Annotated in this window: 1 protein-coding gene; it reads left to right on the top strand. The window is 54.4% G+C overall.

Annotated features, from left to right (window positions below; genetic code table 11):
• Window positions 1-176 precede the first annotated feature (176 nt).
• Window positions 177-1,877 carry a type VI secretion system Vgr family protein gene (locus tag CSQ88_RS22315; protein WP_099400252.1) on the top strand — a complete coding sequence of 567 codons (1,701 nt, stop codon included), beginning with the start codon at window positions 177-179 and terminating at the stop codon, window positions 1,875-1,877.
• The last annotated feature ends 108 nt before the right edge of the window (window positions 1,878-1,985 follow it).

The raw sequence follows: 1,985 nt of genomic DNA, 5'->3' as shown, positions 1-1,985 counted from the left end.
CGTTTCAATCGTCGAGCAGACCTGTGCGCTCTGATTCCTCGATTACTCAAAGCCGTGATGCAGGCTAAACCTTGTCCAAGAGGGGTATTTCAAGCCTTAATTGAGCAAGAGACATAATCAGGTAACTTTAAAGCTTGATGTAATGTTGTAAATCGAGTTTTAAAGTGGTTATCCCGATGAGCGCTACCGATTTGCTCGCCTCCTTCGCCGCTGCTTTCTCCCAAAACCAGCGGCTTATTTCTCTGCAACTTGGCGATGGCGGGGTATGGGGTGAGCAGCTTTTACCTCAGCGGGTGGATGGCAGCGAAGGGATTAACCAGACTTACCGCTATCAGATTGATTGCTTATCCCCTGATGGCGCTTTAGAGCTTAAATCCTTACTCGGTTTACCTATTGTTTTATCGGTGGCTGATGCCAATGGTGATGCAGTTGAGCGTTGTGGCGTCATCTCGCAGGCACAGTTGCTGGGTTCAGATGGTGGCTTTGCTAAATATGCGCTGATGGCAGAACCGCCGTTTGCCTTACTCCGCTACCGCCGTACTTCCCGCGTCTTCCAGGATTTATCCGTACCCGATATCGTTAAACAAGTTTTAGCCGAGCACCAGGCTAAAAACCCCGTTTTTGCCGCCGTGCAAACGCTGGATTTCAAACTCTCCGGCACGCATGGCCCGCGCTCCTACTGCTTACAATACCGCGAATCCGATTTCGATTTTCTGACGCGATTATTAGCCGAGGAAGGCTTGGCATGGCGATTCGAACATCTGCCAGGCGACAATCCACAGGTTCAGCTGGTCATCTTTGACGATGCCTTTGCACTGCCAGAAGCCCAGGAAATGCAGGTGCGCTTTCACCGCGCCGATGCCACGGAAGAATCTGACGCGCTCACCGAGTGGAACAGCCAGCGTCAGGTGGGCAGCAGCTCGGTGTCACTCGCCAGCTTTGATTACAAAGCCACCAGCACCAGCCAAAGCTTTGATGAAAGCCGCATTGACCAGGGCGATGGCGGCCAGCAGCTGCAAGCCAGCTTCGAAGATTACGACCCGCAGGCCCACTATTACGCCGCGAAGCAAGTCCTCTTGGGGGACGCCAGCGATGCAGAAGGGCTAAGCCACTATGCACAATTGCGTCAGCAGGCTGCAGACGCGCAAAAGAAATCCTTTAGCGGCTCCGGCACCTTGCGTGCCTTGCAGGCCGGGCAGTGGTTCAGATTAGAAGACCACCCCGCCCACGAATGGGATAGCGCCGAGCAACGCGAATTTGCCGTCACCGGGCTGACATTCACCGCCAATAATAATTTACCCGCTGATTTAACTCAGCAACTGGGCCTGGTTTCGCCCAGCCTTTTGGCTGCGGACGCCGCTAAACCCTATGAAGCCCGCTTTACCGCCCAAAGACGCGGCCAGCCGATTACGCCTGATTTTGCTCATATCGAACACAGCAAGCCCAAAAGCCGTGGCGTACAAACCGCCACCGTGGTGGGCCCACAAGGCAGCGCTGCCGACTCAAGCCAACGAGCCGAAGTCCACACCGACGAGCAGGGGCGGATCAAGGTGCAGTTCCACTGGCAGCGCGCTGCCGAGCACCCGGAGTTTGGCGCCAATCTGGATGATAAATCCTCCTGCTGGATCCGCGTGGCCTACCCATCGGCAGGCGCAAGCTGGGGCCACCAGTTTATCCCGCGCATCGGCCAGGAAGTTTTAGTCGACTTTATCGAAGGCGATATAGACCGCCCCATCATCACCGGCGTGGTCTATAACGGCAGCCACCCCGTGCCCGCGTTCAGCGGCGCAGGCGCTTTACCCGCCAATAAAACATTATCAGGCATCAAAACCAAAGAGCATGAAGGCGGCCAGTATGGCCCCCCTATGTCAGACTAGTTGTCGCCTCTGAATTTTCATGGGCTTGAAAAAAACATAGGCTTCATCATGCAAAAAATTACGTATTCTGACGACTTTAAACACCAAGCATTGAGCAAGGTTTATCAG

Origin of the sequence: Iodobacter sp. BJB302 (assembly GCF_002735645.1) — a bacterium.
In the GTDB taxonomy this organism is placed as follows: Bacteria; Pseudomonadota; Gammaproteobacteria; order Burkholderiales; family Chitinibacteraceae; genus Iodobacter.
The sequence above is the reverse complement of the archived record's forward strand: the minus strand, read 5'-3'. Positions and strand labels throughout refer to the sequence as shown.

Coding starts and splice junctions, on each gene's coding strand:
- CSQ88_RS22315 (WP_099400252.1), top strand. CDS start 177: ATGAGCGCTACCGATTTGCTCGCCTCCTTCGCCGCTGCTTTCTCCCAA.